Here is a 19313-nt window from a genome sequence, read left to right on the forward strand (position 1 = left end):
GGCTTTTTGGCCAGAATAACTATTAATAATAATGCAGTGTAATCGATGATTACGTTTGGATTAGTTTGAGGTTATTATGATGAAGAAGCCATTAGTAACGATTGAGTACTGTTGTCAGTGTCAGTGGTTGTTTAGAGCGGCTTGGTTGGCTCAGGAGCTTTTAAACACATTTGCTGAGGATCTTGCAGGCGTTACCCTTAAGCCTACGCACGGCGGCCGGTTTTATATCTATGCAGATGATGTTTTGCTCTGGGAGCGTAAGCGTGATGGAGGCTTTCCTGAGGCAAAAATACTCAAACAACGCTTACGCAATTATTTTCAGCCAGATAGAGACTTAGGCCATATCGATAGTTAAAGCCATTCACTTTGTTTACGACGTAGTCTAATTCGAGGCAAAACTAAGCCTAAAGTGATGCCAAGAATCATAGTACCTGCCCCATACAAGAACCACTTTAAGTAGGCCATTTGGGATAGCTCACTATTTTCCGCTTGTAAGATATTGATTTGTTCAGTGAGCTGAGTGTGAGTATTGCTGAGCGTTTTATTTCGAGCCACAATTTGCTGTGTATTTTTTGTCATTGTTTCAAGTGTTTGAAGGCGCTTCTGAATGGTTTGTTTCTCTTTTTTTAGTTGGTCATTCAAGGATAAGATATCTTGGTGCTCATTTTTATAATCAGTAATAAGCTTTTCTAACCTGGTTTTTTCCGCAGTTAGGGAAGACATGTCACTTTGTAACTCCTCAAGCTGAATTTTGGCAACAGGTTCTTCAACCAGGTATTGGTTTTCAATATATCCTTCTAAACCTGAAGGTGTTTTAACTAAGCTGTAACCTTTTTCGAGGTCATAGGCGAGAATCTCAAGTTGAGTACCTGTTTTAAGACCTGAATGGACAATACGGTAGCTACTGGCTGGACCTGCACGGAGGGGGACATAGATTTCATCACCGACGTATCCAATACGGGCAGCTTGAGCAGATGAGGAAAGTAAAAAAAAGACTGCAATAAAAAAGGTCACAATGCTTCGCATTCGGCCCAACTCCCTGTCTCAGCAAAAATACGTAGTTTTTTGTGTTGTTCAGAAAAAGTTATTCAGCTTTAAATGTGTTAGCAAAATATAGTCAACGCTATTTTTTCATTGAACAAACAAAGGAAAGATTAAGAGAATAACACAAATTTTTTATGAACTTGAACGGATAAAAACGATATTACATCGCTGGGGCAGTAAGCCTGACCTTTTACTTAGAATTATTGGCGTCTTAGTCCGCCAATCTGAGTGGGGCAGGCAAAGCGAGAAAACTATTACGGGAAAACTTTCTTGAAAGGTTTTACCGTTGTTTGAGCGTACACACCTGCTTTTATGTAGGGGTCATCATTTGCCCAACTTTTAGCATCCTCTAATGAGCCAAATTCAGCAATTATGACGCTTCCAGTAAAACCAGCTTCTCCAGGGTCACTACTATCGATAGCTGGTGTAGGGCCTGCTATCACCAGCCTGCCTTCCTCTTTAAGTTGTTCTAGTCGAGCAAGGTGTTGTGGACGTACCTGCTGACGAAGGGGCAGACTATTTGGGACATCTTCAGCAATTATGATATATAGCATAAGGTTCTGTTATTCTTGGTCTTCGTTGATTATTGCAGGCTCAGTTTTTTGCTCAGAATCCATATAGCGAGATAGTGGCATAATCAACGCAATCATAAAAACTAGCGTGATGCCTGTTAAGCCAAATAATTTAAAGTTGACCCAAGCTGACTCACTGAACTGGTAAGCAACATAAAGGTTGGCGACGCCAATTGCCGCTAGAAACCCAAAAACGCTTAAATTTAGCCTATTCCAGGTAGTGGTTGGTACTGCTTGGAGTTGAACATTTGAGCTTTTTAGCAACCCTTCAAGACTTCGCTGGGTAAGGTTTTTCTTTCCCCAAAACTGAGAAACAAGGACGGCCACACCCATTACCCAGTAGAGGATAGTAGGCTTCCATTGTAAAAAGGCGGAGTTATCAAAAAGCAGTGTCATACCACCAAGTACTGCAAGCAACCCTGCTGAAATAAGATGAATACGTTCAATTTTGCGGTGACGAAACCAGCTATAAGCCATTTGCAGACCAGTTGCAGCCAGAATGCTGATGGTTGCCAGTAAAAAATCACCTGTAAGTTTGTATACCGTGAAAAAAATGATGATTGGGAGTAGATCAACAAAGAATTTCATTGCGTTTCTGTCACCCTGGGTAGTAAGTAAGCGTTTATAGTACTTTATTTTGTTGGCAATCTAAATAAAAAGTCTTCCTACCATAATGGCAGGGGTCAGGCTGAGGGTATTGTTAAGTTGGTACTAAAGAGGTATTTCTGCTGTTATTTGAGTCCTTAGTGATTAGTTTAGTTCAATTGAGCGAGCTAGGGAGGCTTGATGACATTAACACACATCAATAAAAACTGTTACTATGAGCTGATGTAAGTAAAAATAGAGAGTTAACGTGCTATACGATTTGCACACTCATACAACAGCCTCTGATGGCCTATTATCCCCTTTAGCTCTGATTGACCGCGCAAAAGCGCAACAAGTTGATGTGCTTGCCATAACTGATCATGACAGTGTGGCTGGTATTAACTGGTTGAATCATTCTTGTGGATCAGAATTACAATCACAACCTTTGGTTGTTATTCCTGGTATTGAGTTTTCCTGCGTTTGGCGAGGGATCACATTACATGTATTGGGCTTAAATATTCATCTGCAAGCGCCAGGTTTGCAGCAAGCACTCGTTTTTCAGCATCAGGCAAGGGAAGCTCGTGCTATCAAAATTGCAGAACGTTTAGCCAAAATAGGTGTTCATGACCCATTGGAGGGTGCATTAGAGGTTGTTCGAAAACAAACAGAAGGTATTTTTGCTGATCAAGAGTTACAACTAGGACGGCCCCATTTTGCGGAACATATGGTTCGTTCAGGCTTTGTGGAAACTCGTGATCAGGCATTTAAGCGGTGGCTGGGGGCTGGCAAAATGGGCGATGTAAAAAGCCAGTGGCCAGATTTGCAGCAAGTTATCACTTGGATTAGTGAAGCAGACGGTCAAGCCGTATTGGCGCATCCTGCTCGATATAAATTGACTAATACTAAGCTACGTAGCCTGCTACAGCAGTTTAAAGCATATGGTGGCCACGGGATGGAAGTGGCTACTGCAGGTACTACCCCCGATCGCTTAGCGTATTTAGCCAAGTTAAGTTGTGATTATGAGTTACTGGCATCCTGTGGTAGCGACTTTCATGGGCCTGCGACCCGCTGGGCTGATGTGGGCAAAGTACCTCCATTACCCAAACAGTGTCGACCAGTCTGGTCTGCCTGGTCGCTTTGAATATAAAACAGTAGGTAAATACTGTGAGTCAATTTTTTCAAATTCATTGTGAAAATCCCCAGCAGCGTTTAATACGACAAGCTGCAGATATTATTCACCAAGGGGGGGTGGTCGTTTATCCAACAGATTCTGCCTATGCGTTAGGTTGCCATATTGGAGATAAAAAAGCGGTTGATCGTATTCGTCGTATTCGAAACTTAGATGAACGCCATAATTTTACATTGATGTGTCGTGACTTATCTGAACTTGCAATTTATGCACGTGTTGAGAATACAGCCTATCGTTTACTAAAAGCATATACACCAGGGCCTTATACGTTTATTTTGCAGGCTACCCGCGAAGTCCCTCGTCGTTTAATGCATCCAAAACGGCGAACGATAGGTTTGCGTGTACCAGATTTTGCAATCACCCAGGCCCTGTTAGCTGATTTGGGAGAGCCTCTCATGAGCACGACTCTGATTATGCCTGGGGACGAATATCCACTCATCGATCCTTATGATATGCGTGATTTATTAGAGCATCAGGTTGACCTTATCATTGATGGCGGGTTTTGCGGAATGGAGCCTACAACTGTGATCAATATGGTTGATGAGGTGCCCAGTGTCATTCGAGAAGGCAAAGGAGATTCTGCACCTTTTTTACAGGCATAAAATTCTCTCTTTAGCATTTGGACATTTGGGTGAACTATTTTCTTCTAAGCTGATTATAGTGTGGTTATTTATTGCTCCTTAATATTACCGTATGAAACATATGTATGGTCAGCTTTTCCTAGAAGCCAGATAAATGCTCAGTCTGGAACTTTTATCAAGATTTATTCAGATATAGCCGCACAAAAATGGGTGCAGGATAGGTGTTGTTTTGCGAAAATAGACTGTTTAGACAACTGAAATGGTATTGCTATGGAGGTTGATTTCCTCTTTGTCAAAATAGTTGTTATCAATACATTAAAAAGTACCTGTGATGTTGATTGAGGTTTACGCTAGTCGAGTCAGCCTTTTGCAGGATTTGAGTAAGCCCAACCACCTGAAAAAGCCCGTTTAACTATGTGCTTGCTCTATCGTTAGGAATGCATGAATGTCAGAACCAGTGCCTCAACCGGAAAATACTACCGTCAAAGATGCGGTGGATCACCGAACTGACTTGCTATCTGAAAGCCAGATCTATCAGCGTCGTTTTCGGCAAACACCTGAGCAGGCTGAGCTACCCTTTGCGATAGTGCAAGGTGAACCTGTCACAGAAATACCGCAGGATCTGTACATTCCTCCAGAAGCGCTGGAAGTCTTTCTTGAGGCTTTTGAAGGGCCTTTGGATTTACTCCTGTATCTAATTCGACGACAGAATGTGGATGTTTTGGAAATATGTGTTGCAGATATTACACAGCAGTACATGGAGTATGTTGAACTAATGAAGGCTGTCCATTTTGAGCTGGCGGCAGAGTACTTGGTGATGGCTGCAATGTTGGCAGAAATTAAATCTCGTATGCTTTTACCAAGAATGAGTGAAGAAACTGAAGAGGAAGAGGACGATCCTCGAGCAGAGCTAATAAGACGTTTATTGGAGTATGAAAGGTTTAAAAAAGCGGCTGAATCTATTGATGAAATGCCAAGGCAAGGGCGTGATATTCATTTAGCAAGAGCATTACCACCACACATTGTGCATGATAAACCTCAGCCGGATGTGGACTTGAAAGAGGTATTGGTTGCATTTGCGGGTGTACTAAAGCGTGCAGAAATGTTTGAAAGTCATCAAGTGGAACAAGAAGCACTTTCGACCAGGGAACGCATGTCTCAAGTGTTGGGGGCTCTATCAGCTGACCATTTTACGCCTTTTGTAGCACTTTTCTCACTTGAAGAAGGACGGTTAGGGGTTGTTGTGACATTCTTAGCTGTTTTGGAATTAATAAAAGAGTCCCTTATTGAGCTAGTTCAAACAGAGCCATTTGGGGCTATTCATGTAAAAGCACGAGCCTCATGACAGATTTTGACGTTACTTTAAGCATGATATTAGAAGGTGCGTTACTTGCGTCACCAAAGCCCTTAACCATAGAACATATGCAACTTCTGTTTTCAGAAAATAGTCGTCCAGACTCTGAAGCCATTAAGCAAGCTTTAACAGTAATCAGTGAGCAGTGTGAAGGGCGTGGGTTTGAACTTAAAGAGGTCGCTTCAGGCTATCGCTTTCAAGTACGCAGTCAGTTGAGTGAGTGGGTTGGTAAGCTGTGGGAAGAGCGACCACCTCGTTATACTCGGGCTCTGCTGGAAACACTTGCACTCATTGCTTATCGGCAGCCAATTACACGTGGTGAAATTGAAGATATTCGTGGTGTCAGTGTAAGTTCTTCCATCATTAAAACCTTGCAAGAGCGAGAGTGGGTAAGGGTGGTAGGGCATCGTGATGTGCCTGGCAGGCCTGCAATGTATGCAACAACACGTCAATTTTTAGATTACTTCAATCTGCAAAGCTTAGATCAGCTGCCGCCGCTTGCTGAAATTAAAGAAATGGCTGCGAATGAAGAACTGGCTCTGGATGAGTCTGGAGAACAGCAAGTAGGCTCAAGTGAGGAGTCACAGGATAAACCAATGTCAGCAGATGAACTGTTTGCTGAGCTTGATGATATGGAGCAGCATTTACCTGAACATTTTGATCAGTTGTTATCTGGCAAGTTTGAGCCAGAAGCTGACGAAGAGGAAGCTGCAAGTGAAGACACGACTGAAAGCATTGATCAGGATAAGTCATTACATGAAGCGTCTTTGTCCGTGATTGAAGTTGAAGAAACAGAAAAAGTGACATTGGCAGAAGAAACTGCAAGAGCTCAAGAGCGTGTAGCAGCATTCTTGGATAAGCAGCTTCAAGAAGAACACGTACAACATGGCACTGAAGAAACTGATTCAAGTGAATCTGAAGTAATATCTGATGAAAGAACTTTAGATGAGTCTTCCTCTCAACAGGATGGCTCTGCTTCTTAATAAAGATTTCTTTAATTTGAAAAACTGGAAGCTCAATACCTGAGATTGGTAGTAAGCTTTAATTATTGAAAACGGTTGTGAGTAAAAACGAAGTGGAAACGGTTAAGTTACAAAAAGCCTTGGCTCAAACAGGCCTGGCTTCCAGGCGTGAAATTGAGCGATGGATTGCCGAAGGTCGTGTTCAGGTAAATGGGCAAACAGCGGCTTTAGGTGCAAGAGTTTCTAGTGTTGATCAGGTAAAAGTAGATGACCGATTAGTAACCATTAGTTGTGGTGCTGAACATCGACGTGTATTGGTTTATAACAAGCCTGAAGGAGAAGTTTGTTCAAGAAAAGACAATGAGGGCCGTCCTACAGTCTTTGATCGACTACCAAAGCTTAAAGGAGAACGCTGGATAAATATCGGGCGTCTGGATATAAACACATCAGGGTTATTGTTATTTACCAGTGATGGTGAGTTGGCAAATCGCCTGATGCATCCTTCATATCAGGTTGAGCGAGAATATGCTGTTCGAGTCATGGGTGAGGTAACACCTGAAATAACTGAACGCTTATTTAAGGGGGTAACGCTGGAGGATGGCCCTGCACGCTTTACGGATATTGTTGATTCTGGTGGTGATGGCATTAATCGCTGGTTTCATGTTGTTATCATGGAAGGCCGAAACAGAGAAGTTCGTCGTCTTTGGGAGTCTCAAGGGGTAAAAGTAAGCCGTCTAAAACGCGTGCGTTACGGAAATGTTATTTTGTCTAGTCGTGTCAAGGTTGGCGCTTGGGAAGAGCTTCCCCAGCGAGAAGTGGATGAATTAGCTAAGCTGGTAGGCTTAAGTGTTAAACCTGTGCCAGTGCATAGTAAACAAGGTAAGACGGATTTACAGCGCCAGCAGCGAAAGCATCCCACCAGTAAGCCTAGAAAAAAGAAGCCAGTTCGCCCTCAGCGTTAATTAGTGTGACTAACTATTAACGACCACATTTCGACCTGATGCTTTAGCACGGTACAAGGCTTGGTCTGCTCTATTAAATAAGTCTTGTATCGTATCTTTTGCCTGAAGCGTTGATGTGCCCAAGCTAACAGTGAGTGGAATTGCAGCGTTATTAAATTGGCATTGCATATCTTCAATACTCTTACGCAAACGCTCTGCCACAACTGTTGCGGCTTTTTTACTGGTTTTAGAGAGCAGGACAATAAATTCCTCGCCACCATACCGAAAAACCATATCTACATTTCTTAAGCTGTTATGTAAACAGGCTACAGTTTGCTTAAGTACATAGTCTCCAGCACTATGGCCGTAATTATCATTGATTTGTTTAAAATGATCTAAATCTAAGACCAGCAAGGACAGAGGTTGTTTTTCCCGCTTACAAACCTGTAACTCTCTATGAAGCGCATTATCAAGTGCAATGCGGTTGCCTGCACCTGTTAGTGGATCGTAAAGAGCAGCCTGAATAGCTGACCGATACTGCAATGCATTGCGTAGCGGGCAAACGACATACTGCAGTAACTCTTCCATACAGGCCAATTCATCTTCAGTAAAACGGCGTTGGCGGTAGCCGATTATTTCTCCGAGCTGATCCGTTTCTGTGATCATTCTATAACTACAGCTGTGGTGCTTGGTTTTTCCACAGTGAATACTCAGGCCATAATCTTTATGAAGATAGGTAAGGCCATCTAGCTCAACCAGCCCATCGATACTACTAAAGATTTGTTGAATGAGTGTCTCTATTTCCAGTGAGGTTTGCAGTCGTTGGATAAACTGCAAACGCTGTGTTATTGAAAGGTTATCCGTTTGAATTGTGTGTAGCGGTTGTCTATTAACCTTTGCGTTGGATGAGGCTTGTCCATTGACTGCGGTGAGCTTTCTTAACTTGCTCATGTGAGATTGCTGCACAGGTTGATTCATAACGACCAAAGCCTTCTGTAAATAGTTCCGTCTTGTTCGCTAAACCATTGCGAATTTTATGCCACTTAATTAATTTTTTATTATTTAAATATTTCTGCGGCTTTACAGTCCCGTAACGAGCTAAGGCGGCAAACTGGTTCCGCCTGAATGGCTATTATTTGATTTAACAACTAATAATAACGGATAGAGTGGGGGGAGCGTCAAATAAGTGACGAAAAAAAGCAGTTTGTTATAGGTGCTTTTTTGCTTTTAACAATTAGCAGGAGAACTAATAATAGGCTCAGTAATAGCTTTTCAATGCTCAAAGAGGAGCATGTAATCCTCTTTGAGCATTTTATGGGATGATTTCAGGTTTTACTTTACTGGAAGGAAATTATTAATAACGGGCGTTTATTGAGCATTAAAGGCTTGGCCATTGACGGGTTGACTCTCAGGTCCCATTAAATAGAGGTAAACATTCATGATGTCTTCTGGGCTAGCCAATTTAGCTTGATCCTCTGCCGGATAAGCTTGTGCTCGCATGGCTGTTCTGGTTGCTCCTGGGTTCACCGAGTTAAAGCGGATGTGGCTAATTTCTTCCTCTTCATCGGCAAGTACCTGCATCAGTCCTTCAGTTGCAAATTTGGATACAGCATATGCGCCCCAATGCGCTCTGCCCTTACGCCCAACAGAGGATGACGTAAAAATGACAGAGGCATCACTTGATTTGCGAAGTAGTGGTAGAAGCGCTTGCGTCATCATAAAGGCTGCATTGACATTAACCTGCATGACCTGATGCCATGTATCAATATTGTACTGGCTAATGGGGGTCAGTGTTCCTAAGCTTCCTGCATTATGAAGCAGGCCATCTAACTGACCAAATTCCTGGTCAATACGTTGTGCTAAATCATCATAATCTTTAGGGCTAGCACCATCTAAATTCATTGGGTAAATAGCAGGTTGTGGATAGCCTTTTTGCTCAATTTCATCATAAACAGCTTCTAGCTTTTTGGTGGTACGGCCTAGCAAAATTACAGTGGCGCCGTAATGGGCAAAACTTAGGGCAGCTGCCTTGCCAATGCCATCACCAGCACCTGTAACCAAAATAACACGATCAGCTAACAGATTATCGTGTGCTTGATATTCAAACATGATGTTCGCCCAATTAGTAAAGTTAAGCTCGTAAAGTCCAGTTGTTATCGTCAAGCCAATCAAGAATATCCATGGCAGAATCTGCATGAAAATCAGCAGGCCAGGATTCTGGATTGCTGTCATTGTCAATATAGCCATAGCATGCCGCAACCGTCACCATACCTGCACGTTGGCCTGCTTCAATGTCCCGTTCATGATCACCAATGTAAATACACTGCTGAGGTATGCAGTTAAGCTGATTGCAGGCAGTGAGTAGCGCTTCTGGGTGAGGTTTGCGCTGCTGAACATGATCTGGACATAGCGTTACTGCACTGCGTTTAGTGAGTGCAAGTGAGTCCATTATTGGCAAAGTATATTGACTGGGTTTGTTGGTAACTACGCCCCAGGGGAGCTGGCGAGACTCAATAGCTTGCAGTAAATGATCCATGCCTGGAAATAAGGTTGTTTCGTTGACAAGCTGCTCTTCATAAAAGGCTAACAGTTGCTGGTGTAATGCAGTAAAGCGCTCATCCTCTTCTGTTATCGAAAAAGCTAGTTTGACTAAGGCTTTTGCGCCATTAGAAACGCAGTTGCGTACCAAATCGTAGTCAAGGTTACTTTCACCATGAGCGTGGCGCAGACGATTTACTGCAGCAACTAAGTCTGGAGCGGTGTCGAGTAAAGTGCCATCTAAGTCAAACAAAATGGCATGGATTGGAGACGTTTGCATGAAGGTTTCTGCTTCTCAACTGAACAGGTGTTACTCATTATGTTTGGTTTAGCTCAGATAACTAAACCTGAGCTATGCCAACTACAGTATTCATTCTGGTTTTACAGTGTGCAGCAAATAGTTGACGCTGACATCGTGTTCATCCAGTTTATAGTGTTTGGTGATGGGGTTATAGCTCATCCCTGTCATAGTTTGTGACTGTAAGCCTGCAGCACGTACCCAGCGAGCAAGTTCTGCTGGACGTAAGAACTTGTTCCACTCATGAGTACCTTTAGGAAGTAGCTTTAAAACGTATTCAGCACCGACGATGGCAAATAAATAAGATTTGGGGTTACGGTTAATAGTTGAGAAGAAGACATGGCCGCCAGGTTTAACCAATTGGCTGCATGCTTTTATGACTGATGATGGATCAGGGACGTGTTCTAACATTTCAAGACAAGTGACAACATCAAAATACCCTGGCTTTTCTTGCGCTAAGGTTTCTGCTGTGGTTTGAGCGTATTCAACACTTGCGCCGGATTCCAGACAGTGGAGTTTAGCAACGGTTAATGGCGCTTCACCCATATCGATGCCTTGCACTTGAGCACCACGTAAGGCCATGGACTCAGCAAGAATGCCACCACCACAGCCGACATCGAGTACTTTTTTGCCTGGCAGAGATGCTCGTTCATCAATGAAATTAAGCCTCAGCGGATTGATATCATGGAGCGGCTTAAACTCACTGTTACGATCCCACCAGCGGCTAGCTAATGCCTCAAACTTAGCGATTTCATCGGCATCAACGTTTTTATCTGTATTAACATTGTTTGGGGTATTAACGTTGCTGTTAGGGGATTGTTCCATTGCGAGCATTTCCCGTTTTAAAGTACCTTGCTGGTACTGGTTTATTTGCCAGTAATGATATGTTCTTTCCAACGTAAAGTGTTGGCTTTGAGATAATCAATATCTAATGTAGTGAGTTCCCGATTGTTTAACACTAAATTACCGTCAACCCAAACATGCGTCACTTGTCGTGAACTTGCGGTGTACACAATTTGTGAAACAGGATGGTACATGGGCAGATTTTCCAGCTCATCTAGATTGATGGCCGTAACATCTGCAGCTTTATTAACTTCTAAACTACCCGTGATGTCATCAATGCCTAATGTTTTTGCACCATTTATTGTCGCCATGGCGAGTGCTTCATGGGCAGACAAAGCGGCAGCATCTTCAGCAACCGCTTTAGCTAGTAAGGCCGCCGTACGCATTTCGCCCAGCATATCCAGGTCATTATTGCTGGCTGCACCATCAGTACCTAAGGAAACATTAACACCTGCTTTTAGAAGCTGATCAACAGGGCTAAAACCGCTGGCTAGTTTTAAGTTGGATTCTGGGCAATGAACAACATGTGCTCCTGTTTGCAGGAGTAGCTGAATATCTGCTTCAGTGATTTGGGTCATATGCACACACTGTAGGCGTGGGCTGAGTAAGCCTAAATCATGCAGTCGCTGTAAAGGACGTTTTCCTGTTTTAGCCAGTCCCTCATCAACTTCAGTGGGGGTTTCATGAATATGCATTTGGACTGCGGCATCTAATTGCTCAGATAGAGTAGCAATACGTTTTAGTGGTTCATCTGACACGGTGTAAGGGGCATGAGGGCCAAACATAATGCGCGTCATAGACTGATGACGGAACTGATCAAAAACCTCAAGCCCTTTGTGAATATATTCGTCTGGATCTTTGGCCCAGGGGGTGGGGAAGTCCATAATAGGAAAGCTGATCTGGCTACGAATTTTAGCATCTAAAGCGACTCTGGCGGCTACTTCTGGGAAAAAATACATATCACTGAAGGTTGTAGTACCACAGCGAAGCATTTCAGCAATCGCAAGTTGGGTGCCATCGTGAACAAATTCAGCGCTTACCCATTGAGATTCTGCAGGCCAAATATGTTCATTTAGCCAAGTCATTAAAGGAAGGTCATCCGCTTTTCCACGGAAAAATGACATTGCTGCATGACAGTGAGTATTAATAAAGCCGGGAATGAGTGCATGGTTCGGTAGTTGTTGATGGTTTGTTGGCTGGTACTGATTTAGTACTTGTTCATTAGGTATGATGGCAATGATTGTTCCACCATTTATAACAAGTGCATGATTTTGGAGTACTTCTTTATCACCATTGACAGGGATGACCCAGCCAGCCTCAATAATAGTATCGACAACTTTTTTTTCACTCATAGCGGCTTCCACAGACTGATTAAAAATACAACAGCATTAGTTAGTAGACTTATTCTAGTAATAAGTGATCAGCACGTGTTCATGCATCCTGCACTAACCGGCTGTATCCAGAGATCAGTCGGCAGTATATAGTTTTGTGTTGTCTATTTCGAGTTTGATATTCATCGTATGTCGTGTAGCGGGTCTCCTGCTCATATAAATAGGTAAATAAATTAATATACGACAACTAAATTATTTATGGTGTTATTAAAATAATTGAATGTTTAGATAGTGGTCTGATTCAAGGGTAAAAGGTTTTATAAATATACAGATTTTTGCGCTGTAAACTGACAAGTAACCATGCTGAGTGAGTTTATTAAGTTGATGTAAAAGGATACAAAAAAGATGCAGTCTTCTTTTTCAAAGGTCGAAGCGATTAGTTGGACAGGGACGCAGTTAAAGCTGCTGGATCAACAAGTATTACCCAGTCAAATACATTATGTACTGTGCTCAACAGCAGAGGATGTAGCTAAGGCAATACAACAAATGGTTGTTCGTGGCGCGCCTGCTATTGGTATTAGCGCAGCTTATGGTGCTGTTCTTGCAGCAACAGAGGGGCAATCAATAAGCTCACTAATGGCTATGCTTGATATGTTGTCTGCAGCAAGACCAACAGCCGTTAATCTTCGTTGGGCAATAGAGCGAATGCGTAAGCTAACCAATGAACATGTATCATCTTCAGCTGAAGAGCAGGTTACTGCATCACTGAAAAATAAGCTTATGGCTGAAGCCGTGGCTATTCATCAGGAGGATGTCTCTGCTAATCAAATCATGGGGCAGTATGGTAAGAAGGCTATCTTAGCATCATCATCTGCTGGCCATAAGCTCAGTGTGATGACCCACTGTAATGCTGGAGCACTCGCAACAGGCGGCTATGGAACTGCTCTGGGAGTTATTAGGGCATTGGCTGAAACTAATGAGTTAGATAAGGTTTGGGTTAATGAAACGCGTCCATGGTTACAAGGTGCTCGGTTAACGGCATGGGAGCTGACCCAGGAAAACATTCCATTTGTTGTAGGTGTAGATGGCGCTGCAGCCTATCATATGACGACGAATAAAATAGACTGGGTCATCGTAGGTGCTGACCGTATTACCGCAAATGGTGATACAGCTAATAAAATTGGAACCTATGGTTTGGCACTGTTGGCCCATCATCATGGGTGTAAATTTATGGTTGTAGCCCCTTCGTCGACAGTTGATATGAGTTTGGCATCAGGAGAAGAAATTGAAATTGAGTGCCGAGGGCGTAATGAGTTAATCATGCTAGGTGATAAAATGCTAGCACCTGAAAACACCTCTGTGAGCAACCCTGTGTTTGATGTGACGCCTGCTAGTTTAATCAATATGATTGTCACAGAGCGTGGTGTGATAGAAAATCCAACGCAGGCAAAAATGCAACAACTGTTTTGCTGAAAATGAGGCTGATAGTCGTAATGTGACGACTTAAATGTATTGTTGGAATAGCTTAAGTTAGATGCATTGATTAAATATACACCTTTGCGGTAATTGGTTATAATTACTCATCTTTTTGCTGGGTGACCGGAACTTCACGGAATATTGCCCAGCCCAACTAACAGTAACTGGTTGTATTAAAGCTGGCTAAGCGTTACCAGTGGTGAATAGATTAATTGTGCATTGAGCATGGTAAAACCCATACCCCTTTACATTAATCATTGACGTAATCCGTGTTGAGGATGCGTTCCTATTGGTTTTTTGAGCGTTTCTGGTAAAGGAGGTGGGGCTGTAGTGCATGTTAGGTGATGTCGATAAATAGTGTTACTTAAAGCTGTAAGTAGTACGGGCATCTTAATAAAAGCGCTATGAGTTGTCAGAGTGATTCGAGTTGACTCGATTTTAGAAGACAAGTGCTCAATACGTTTTTTCATGTAGATAGCTTCACTTGGTGCAGTTACTTAATGCATAGGTGTTATCGGTTTTTGACTCATTGATGCTGGCATCAGTCAGAACCCACAGCATAAGGAAACATATCCGTAATGGGTGATTTAGCTAAAGAAATACTTCCGATTAATATCGAAGATGAGCTGAAACAGTCGTATCTTGATTATGCTATGAGCGTGATTGTTGGGCGTGCATTGCCTGATGTCCGCGATGGTTTGAAGCCAGTACATCGTCGTGTACTGTTTGCGATGAGTGAGCTTAATAATGATTGGAACAAAGCTTACAAAAAGTCGGCACGTGTTGTTGGTGACGTAATCGGTAAGTATCACCCGCATGGTGACTCTGCTGTATACGATACAATTGTCCGCATGGCGCAGCCTTTTGCGATGCGTTATGTGTTGGTTGATGGCCAAGGTAACTTTGGTTCTGTTGATGGTGACTCGGCAGCGGCTATGCGTTATACCGAAGTACGCATGGCAAAAATTGCCCATTCCATATTGGCAGATTTAGAAAAAGAAACCGTCGATTTTACACCTAACTATGATGGCACAGAGCAAATCCCCGTTGTTTTGCCTACGCGTATACCAAACTTATTGGTTAATGGTTCATCTGGTATTGCGGTGGGAATGGCAACCAATATTCCTCCCCACAACTTGAGAGAGGTGGTTAATGGTTGTTTAGCATTGCTTGATGATGCTTCTTTATCTATTGATCAGTTGATGGAATATATCCCAGGGCCTGACTTCCCTACAGGTGCAATCATTAATGGCCGAGCAGGGATTCTCCAAGCTTACCGTACTGGTCGTGGCCGGATCTATCTCAGAGCAAAAGCTGATATTGAAGAGGATCCTAAGACGGGTAAGCAAACGATTATCGTTTCTGAAATTCCCTATCAACTTAATAAAGCGAAGTTGATTGAAAAAATTGCTGAGCTGGTAAAAGATCGAAAAATTGAAGGCATTACTGAGCTTCGCGATGAGTCTGATAAAGATGGGATGCGTGTTGTTATTGAGCTGCGCCGAGGTGAGTCGGGAGATGTTGTACTCAATAATCTTTACTCTCAGACTCAGTTGGAAAGTGTTTTTGGTATTAATATGGTTGCGCTGGTTGATGGTCAACCTAAGCTGCTAAACCTTAAAGAATTAATTGAAGCCTTTATCCGTCATCGCCGTGAAGTCGTTACTCGTCGTACAGTTTACGAACTTCGCAAAGCTAGAGAGCGTGGCCATATTTTGGAAGGTCAGGCAGTTGCTCTGTCCAATATTGACCCTGTTATTCAGCTTATTAAAGAATCTCCCTCACCCGCAGAAGCTAAAGATAAGTTAATTAATACTCCCTGGCAGCCCGGCCATGTGTTAAACATGATTGACCGTGCTGGAGCTGTTTCTTGTCGCCCTGATGGTTTAGCAGAAGAATTTGGGTTGCGCGATGGGAAGTATTATTTATCACCTGAGCAGGCGCAAGCTATCCTTGAGCTACGTTTGCATCGGCTGACTGGTTTAGAGCATGAAAAGTTATTGAATGAGTATCAGGAACTACTCAAGCGAATTGCTGAGTTGATGCTTATTTTGTCAGATACAAACCGGCTCAAAGCGGTTATTCGTGAAGAGTTAGAGCAAGTTCGTGAAGAGTATGGTGATGAGCGTTGTTCTGAGATTGTCAGCTCGCGAGTTGATTTAACCGTTGAAGACTTGATCACTGAAGAAGATATGGTAGTTACGATTTCACGTAGCGGTTATGCCAAGACAACGCCTCTGGATACCTATCAGGCTCAGCGTCGTGGTGGTCGTGGTAAGTCGGCAAGCTCTTTGAAAGACGAAGACTATATCGAACACTTGTTAGTTGCCAATACCCATACTCAAATTCTATGTTTTTCGTCTGTTGGTAAGGTGTACTCGTTAAAGGTTTATGAAATTCCCGCTGCAGGTCGAACATCTCGAGGACGTCCGATTAATAACCTATTATCACTGCAAGCAGATGAATATATTACCGCTATATTGCCAGTAACCGAGTTTACTGAAGGACATTTTGTCTTCATGGCTACAGCTAATGGCACTGTGAAGAAAACACCGCTGGAGCAGTTTTCACGTCCACGTAATGCAGGCCTCCGCGCATTAGAGCTTGATGAAGCAGACCGTCTTGTTGGTGTTGCTATTACAGACGGTGAGCAGGATGTCATGCTGATAAGCAGTTCTGGTAAAGCTATTCGCTTTAAAGAGTCAGATGTGCGTGCGATGGGGCGGACAGCTAAAGGGGTGAGAGGTATTCGCCTGCAACAGCAGCAAAAGGTAATTTCACTGATTATTCCTGATAATGATGGCTTTATTCTTACTGCAAGTGAAAATGGTTATGGTAAGCGTACCCAGGTTGCTGAGTTTCCTATTTATGGGCGTGGTGGTCAGGGTGTGATTGGTATGCAAAGTAGTGAGCGTAATGGCGCTATTATTGGAGCTATTCAAGTCTGGGATAATGATGAAATGATGCTGATTTCTGACCAGGGTACATTGGTTAGAACACGTATTGATGAAATTTCAGTACTTGGCAGAAATACTCAGGGTGTACGCCTAATTAAACTGGGTAATGGTGAACGTCTAGTCAGTATTGAGCAAGTTGCAGAGCCTGAAGAGACTGATGATATCGAAGGCGATATAGAAGCCCTTGATGATGCTCTAGAGGAAAATGTTGACGTTTCACATGACATGACCACTGAAACAGATGAGCCAGAAGTTGATACTGATGACCCTGGTGCTCAGGATGGAGAAGAACCTGGTGAGGACTGACGGACGGCAACGAAAGAATGAACAGTTAGCTGGTGGTCAAGCTGATCAGGAGCCGCTAAGTTGTTAACAAAACGGCCAATATCCTTACAAGGATATTGGCCGTTTTATTGTCTATGGTGTTAGTTGGTACGGTATTGCTTATGACACGAGCCTTTAATTTTTGTGCAGGACCTGCTGCTTTGCCTGATGAAGTGTTGCTACAGGCTCAGGCTGAACTACTTGATTGGCAGCAAATGGGCATTTCTGTGATGGAAATAAGTCACCGTCATGCAGCTTTTGAATCTATGGCAGCAGAGGCAGAGCAAGATTTACGAGATCTGCTGCAAGTGCCTGATGACTATGCCGTATTGTTTATGCAAGGGGGGGCGACAGCTCAATTCTCACTTATTCCTATGAACCTTTTAGGTAAAGAGGCTGACCCTCTGGTTGCTTGTGTTAATACCGGTATTTGGTCGCAAAAAGCCACTGCTGAAGCTGCTCGGTATGCAAAAACGCACATCGTGGCGGATGCCCAAACCTTTCAGAATACAACAATCCCTCCGTTGGTTGAGTGGGATATTCCCAAACAGGCTTCATATTTGCACTACACCCCAAATGAAACGATTGGTGGGCTTGAATTCCATTTTGTCCCCGAGGTGGAATCAATACCACTGGTCGTTGATATGTCTTCTACGCTGCTTTCTCGCCCGATTGATGTAAGCAAATTTGCGTTGATTTATGCAGGGGCACAAAAAAATATTGGGCCAGCTGGGATTACTCTGGTGATTGTGCGTAAAGACTTACTTGATCGTGTTATGCCATCAACACCTTCAGTGTTTAATTACCAGCGTATTGCTGATCATGGTTCGATGTTAAATACGCCTCCAACATTTGCCTGGTACTTATCTGGTTTGGTATTTAAATGGTTAAAGCGTCAAGGGGGACTGTCAGCAATGGCAGAAATTAATAAACGAAAAGCCACTAAGTTATATCGCTTTATTGATGAGAGTGACTTTTATCATAATCCAATTGATCCTGATTGCCGCTCTTGGATGAATGTGCCGTTCACTTTAAAAGATGACGCCTTAAATGCTTGTTTTCTGCAAGAGGCTGAAGCAAATAAGCTGATGAACTTAAAAGGTCATCGCTCTGTAGGGGGGATGCGTGCTTCTATCTATAATGCAGTTCCAGAGCAAGCGGTAGATGTATTGATTGATTTAATGAAAGATTTTGAGAAACGCCGTGGTTAAGAAAAGTATGTCGGAATCTGAGCAAAAATTAAAAGAGCTACGTAATCGCATTGATACTATCGATAGTAAATTACTGACGCTGATGAGTGAACGCGCTGACTGTGCGAAAAGTGTTGCCCAAGTAAAGCAACTTGAAGGCGATAGCTTTTATTACCGGCCTGAGCGAGAAGCACAGGTGTTGCGAAGCATCATGCAGAATAATCAAGGTCCACTAGATGATGAGGAAGTGGCCCGTCTGTTTCGTGAAATTATGTCTGCTTGTTTAGCTTTGGAGCAGCCAATTCAAGTGGCCTACCTGGGACCAGAAGGCACATTTACGCAAGCCGCCTCAATAAAACATTTTGGGCATTCCGCTGTGTGTGTGCCAATGGCAACTATTGATGAAGTATTTAGGGAAGTACTCGCAGGTGCAGTTAATTACGGTATTGTGCCTGTTGAGAACTCTACGGAAGGGGTTATCAACCACACGCTTGACTCATTTATGGAGTCACCCTTAAAGATTTGTGGTGAAGTTGAGCTCCGTATTCATCATCATTTATTGGTTTCAGAGCATACTCGCCGCGATAAAATTTCTCGTATTTACTCGCATGCTCAGTCATTAGCACAATGTCGCAAATGGCTGGACTCCTACTATCCTAGTGCTGAGCGAGTAGCGGTGAATAGTAATGCTGAAGCAGCGAAGCGCATTAAAAGTGAATGGCATTCAGCAGCCATTGCGGGAGATATGGCTGCTGAACTTTATGAGCTAGAAAAAGTAGCAGAGAAAATTGAAGACCGTCCTGACAACTCAACACGGTTTTTAATAATTGGAACCCAAGAAGCGTTACCAAGTGGGCAGGATAAAACATCAATCATGGTTTCAATGCGTAACCAGCCAGGTGCTTTGCATGAGTTATTGGAGCCATTCCATAAGGGAAATATTGATTTAACGCGAGTAGAAACGCGTCCTTCAAACACTGGTACCTGGAATTATGTGTTCTTTATCGACTTCTTAGGACATGTTCATGACCCTAAAATTGCTGAAGTAATGAAAAATGTTGCAGCTAAAGCTTCTGACTTGAAAATTTTAGGGTCTTATCCGAAAGGGGTTCTTTAGTAAAACACATT

18 protein-coding genes are annotated in these 19313 nt (G+C 43.0%); 10 read left to right on the forward strand and 8 right to left on the reverse strand.

Translation table 11 applies throughout. The features are described 5' to 3' along the window. Positions 1-79: 79 nt before the first annotated feature. Positions 80-355, forward strand: coding sequence for an Rdx family protein (locus KCG35_RS04655; protein WP_215818559.1), 276 nt, complete (start codon positions 80-82; stop codon positions 353-355). Here the strand turns inward: KCG35_RS04655 and KCG35_RS04660 are convergent. From KCG35_RS04660 to KCG35_RS04670, 3 genes are all read right to left on the reverse strand, one after another. Next, entirely contained in the window at positions 352-1026 is a 675-nt protein-coding gene (locus tag KCG35_RS04660) for a TIGR04211 family SH3 domain-containing protein (RefSeq protein WP_215818500.1), read from the reverse strand. The genes KCG35_RS04655 and KCG35_RS04660 overlap by 4 nt on opposite strands. A 272-nt stretch (positions 1027-1298) precedes the next feature. Then, positions 1299-1598 (reverse strand): YciI family protein, encoded by a 300-nt coding sequence (locus tag KCG35_RS04665; RefSeq protein WP_215818501.1) that lies wholly within the window; start codon positions 1596-1598, stop codon positions 1299-1301. Between the two features lie 9 nt (positions 1599-1607). Next, positions 1608-2204, reverse strand: coding sequence for a septation protein A (locus KCG35_RS04670; RefSeq protein ID WP_215818502.1), 597 nt, complete (start codon positions 2202-2204; stop codon positions 1608-1610). Between the two features lie 265 nt (positions 2205-2469). On the opposite strand from KCG35_RS04670, the gene KCG35_RS04675 reads away from it, so the two are divergent. From KCG35_RS04675 to rluB, 5 genes are all read left to right on the forward strand, one after another. Next, on the forward strand, positions 2470-3342 hold the full coding sequence (locus KCG35_RS04675; protein ID WP_215818503.1) for a PHP domain-containing protein: 873 nt from the start codon (positions 2470-2472) through the stop codon (positions 3340-3342). Between the two features lie 23 nt (positions 3343-3365). Then, positions 3366-3992: an L-threonylcarbamoyladenylate synthase gene (locus tag KCG35_RS04680; RefSeq protein ID WP_215818504.1), complete on the forward strand. Its 627-nt coding sequence runs from the start codon at positions 3366-3368 to the stop codon at positions 3990-3992. A gap of 424 nt (positions 3993-4416) precedes the next feature. Beyond that, positions 4417-5316 carry a segregation and condensation protein A gene (locus KCG35_RS04685; protein ID WP_215818505.1) on the forward strand — a complete coding sequence of 300 codons (900 nt, stop codon included), beginning with the start codon at positions 4417-4419 and terminating at the stop codon, positions 5314-5316. Then, positions 5313-6308, forward strand: coding sequence for an SMC-Scp complex subunit ScpB (gene scpB / locus KCG35_RS04690; RefSeq protein ID WP_215818506.1), 996 nt, complete (start codon positions 5313-5315; stop codon positions 6306-6308). The genes KCG35_RS04685 and scpB overlap by 4 nt, the downstream gene beginning before the upstream one ends. Before the next feature lie 77 nt (positions 6309-6385). Beyond that, positions 6386-7249 carry a 23S rRNA pseudouridine(2605) synthase RluB gene (rluB, locus tag KCG35_RS04695; RefSeq protein ID WP_309227288.1) on the forward strand — a complete coding sequence of 288 codons (864 nt, stop codon included), beginning with the start codon at positions 6386-6388 and terminating at the stop codon, positions 7247-7249. A 9-nt stretch (positions 7250-7258) separates the two neighbouring features. Here rluB and KCG35_RS04700 read toward each other — a convergent pair whose 3' ends face one another. From KCG35_RS04700 to KCG35_RS04720, 5 genes are all read right to left on the reverse strand, one after another. Further along, positions 7259-8206, reverse strand: a complete 948-nt coding sequence (locus KCG35_RS04700; protein ID WP_215818507.1) for a GGDEF domain-containing protein — start codon at positions 8204-8206, stop codon at positions 7259-7261. A 390-nt stretch (positions 8207-8596) separates the two neighbouring features. Beyond that, positions 8597-9337, reverse strand: coding sequence for a YciK family oxidoreductase (locus tag KCG35_RS04705; RefSeq protein WP_215818508.1), 741 nt, complete (start codon positions 9335-9337; stop codon positions 8597-8599). Between the two features lie 22 nt (positions 9338-9359). Further along, positions 9360-10046, reverse strand: a complete 687-nt coding sequence (locus KCG35_RS04710; protein ID WP_215818509.1) for an HAD-IA family hydrolase — start codon at positions 10044-10046, stop codon at positions 9360-9362. A gap of 90 nt (positions 10047-10136) precedes the next feature. Next, positions 10137-10889 carry a bifunctional 2-polyprenyl-6-hydroxyphenol methylase/3-demethylubiquinol 3-O-methyltransferase UbiG gene (gene ubiG / locus KCG35_RS04715; protein WP_215818510.1) on the reverse strand — a complete coding sequence of 251 codons (753 nt, stop codon included), beginning with the start codon at positions 10887-10889 and terminating at the stop codon, positions 10137-10139. A gap of 41 nt (positions 10890-10930) precedes the next feature. Then, positions 10931-12259 (reverse strand): TRZ/ATZ family hydrolase, encoded by a 1329-nt coding sequence (locus tag KCG35_RS04720; protein ID WP_215818511.1) that lies wholly within the window; start codon positions 12257-12259, stop codon positions 10931-10933. A 384-nt stretch (positions 12260-12643) separates the two neighbouring features. On the opposite strand from KCG35_RS04720, the gene mtnA reads away from it, so the two are divergent. The 4 genes from mtnA (at position 12644) to pheA (ending at position 19302) form a co-directional block, all read left to right on the forward strand. Next, the gene (mtnA, locus tag KCG35_RS04725; protein ID WP_215818512.1) at positions 12644-13711 is read left to right on the forward strand and encodes an S-methyl-5-thioribose-1-phosphate isomerase; all 1068 of its coding nucleotides are present in this window, start codon (positions 12644-12646) and stop codon (positions 13709-13711) included. Between the two features lie 581 nt (positions 13712-14292). Further along, positions 14293-16977, forward strand: a complete 2685-nt coding sequence (gyrA, locus tag KCG35_RS04730; protein ID WP_215818513.1) for a DNA gyrase subunit A — start codon at positions 14293-14295, stop codon at positions 16975-16977. A 140-nt stretch (positions 16978-17117) separates the two neighbouring features. Further along, entirely contained in the window at positions 17118-18206 is a 1089-nt protein-coding gene (gene serC, locus KCG35_RS04735; protein ID WP_215818514.1) for a 3-phosphoserine/phosphohydroxythreonine transaminase, read from the forward strand. A gap of 7 nt (positions 18207-18213) precedes the next feature. Further along, positions 18214-19302 carry a prephenate dehydratase gene (pheA, locus tag KCG35_RS04740; protein ID WP_215818515.1) on the forward strand — a complete coding sequence of 363 codons (1089 nt, stop codon included), beginning with the start codon at positions 18214-18216 and terminating at the stop codon, positions 19300-19302. Positions 19303-19313 lie beyond the last annotated feature (11 nt).

Source organism: Zooshikella harenae (genome assembly GCF_018837975.1).
Classification (GTDB): domain Bacteria; phylum Pseudomonadota; class Gammaproteobacteria; order Pseudomonadales; family Zooshikellaceae; genus Zooshikella; species Zooshikella harenae.